Genomic DNA, 1,700 nt, shown 5'->3' on the forward strand with positions numbered 1-1,700 from the left:
GCACAAGGTCTTCGGCTACCTCACCCCGGCCGAGACCAGGCGGCGCCACCAGCACACCCTCGCGGCATAGAGATCGAGTGTCCAAGTTCACGGGGCAACTTCAGTGGCCAGGGTGAACTCGTGGTGGCGGCCCATCTCGCTGCCCTGATTCCAGGCCAGCGACTGCTTCAGTTGTGCAGGCGGGGGCTGCGCGGTGGTGACAAAGGCGTCGCGGACGTGTTCCGCGGTACGGCCGTGGGGCAGGTGCAGGAGCATCACCTAGCGGGCGGAACGCTCCACCAGCGTTCCGATCGCTGAGCCGCCGTTCTTCCCGATGATCAAGTCGCCCTCCCAGTGGTCAGGAGACGGCCCGGTCTTCTGCTTCGGTGGGCCGTAGGCTGATCACGACCATGGTGGTGGCGAAGCGGGGCTGGCGCTGCTGGGCTGGCGGCGGGGCTTGCGCCGAGCGCGGCCTGAGCGCAAGTGCCCGAGCGAGTTCCCGTCTCAGCCCGCCGCGGCCCCTGGATGCAGATTGCCTGGTAGATCGTCTCATGGGCCACTGCATCTCCGGCCGGTCGGGGAACTGGATCCGAAGAGCGTGGCAGATCTGTTCCGGGCTCCACTTCAGACCCAGATGCCTTTGAACGAAGTCCCGTAATCACGGATTCCCGGCGATCTTGCCGGGCTTGTGACGGGGCCGGCGGGCATCGGCGCGGGCGTGGGCTGCATGTGGCCGGTAGTACCAGCGGCCGCAGTCGTGCAGGACAGTACGGTTGCGCCGGACCTCTCGGCTGACGGTGGACGGGCTGCGCCCAAGCTCCCGTGCGATAGCACGGATCGATGCCTTCTCCCGCGGCCGGTCGGCTATGTGGATACGCTCCGTCTCCCGTAGGAAACGCGATGGGCCATCCACCGCTGTCGGCTTGCTCGCCGGAGGCAGCGGAGGATCGCGTCCCATGAAGTGCAACGCCAGTGCGTTAACGATGTGTGCGCTCTGTCAAGAGGGGCGCGACATCTGGTAGTTCGCATGGTGTCGAAGTCATTGCGAGTGTCCCGGAGGTCCCGTTGTCGCAGAATTCTGTCAGCGTCAGGTCCCCGCGCGACAGCCCTGGACGTGTACGCGCCTGGCCACCTGGGCGAGTTGACCGAGATCATCGGCCCCGAGTTGGTCGACGCCGTCCTGGAGGACACCGGTGTCCGCACGCAGCGACTGCGGCTGCTCCCGGCGCGCGTCGTGGTGTACTTCGTGCTGGCCCTCGCCTTCTTCGAGCGATCCTCCTACCAAGGCGGTATGGGCCAAGCTCACGGTGCGCCTGGGCAGCGTGCCCGTGGCCCGCCCGTGCCCCTCGTCGCTGGCACGTGCCCGGCGCCGGCTGGGAAGCGGACCGCTGCGCCACCTGTTCTCGACCCTGGCCGGACCAGTGGCCGACCAGCGCCAGCCCTGCGCCTTCTAGCAGGGCTTGCGCCTGTCGCCGTGGACGGCACCACCCTGTCCGCTCCCGACGCGGAAGCGGTGACCTGGCACTTTCGCAAACACATCGGCAGGGTCCGGGCGTTCGGCTACCCGTACCTGGGGCCGACGCGGCCGCACACCGGTCGTGACCGTCAGCGGCCGACGATCGGGGCGCCTGTCGGTGGCCGGACTGATCGCCATGCGGCCCGGCTCCCGCACCCGCCTGTGCCACCGCCTGCGCACCCACCCCGCGGGTAAAGGCAAGCGC

At 68.6% G+C, this 1,700-nt stretch carries 1 protein-coding gene and 3 pseudogenes; 3 read left to right on the forward strand and 1 reads right to left on the reverse strand.

Annotated features, from left to right (window positions below):
- Window positions 1–96: 96 nt before the first annotated feature.
- A pseudogene (locus ACZ7GZ_RS43270) lies at window positions 97–916 on the reverse strand (IS30 family transposase); the annotation flags it as partial.
- 90 nt (window positions 917–1,006) lie between these two features.
- Between ACZ7GZ_RS43270 and ACZ7GZ_RS43275 the strand changes: the two are divergent.
- The 3 genes and pseudogenes from ACZ7GZ_RS43275 to ACZ7GZ_RS43285 all read left to right on the forward strand — a co-directional run.
- A pseudogene (locus ACZ7GZ_RS43275) lies at window positions 1,007–1,192 on the forward strand (hypothetical protein); the annotation flags it as partial.
- Window positions 1,193–1,307: 115 nt separating this feature from the next.
- The gene (locus tag ACZ7GZ_RS43280; protein ID WP_471033347.1) at window positions 1,308–1,433 is read left to right on the forward strand and encodes a hypothetical protein; all 126 of its coding nucleotides are present in this window, start codon (window positions 1,308–1,310) and stop codon (window positions 1,431–1,433) included.
- 111 nt (window positions 1,434–1,544) lie between these two features.
- Window positions 1,545–1,700, forward strand: a pseudogene (locus ACZ7GZ_RS43285) (IS630 family transposase); the annotation flags it as partial.

Source organism: Streptomyces sp. NPDC037288 (genome assembly GCF_055603265.1).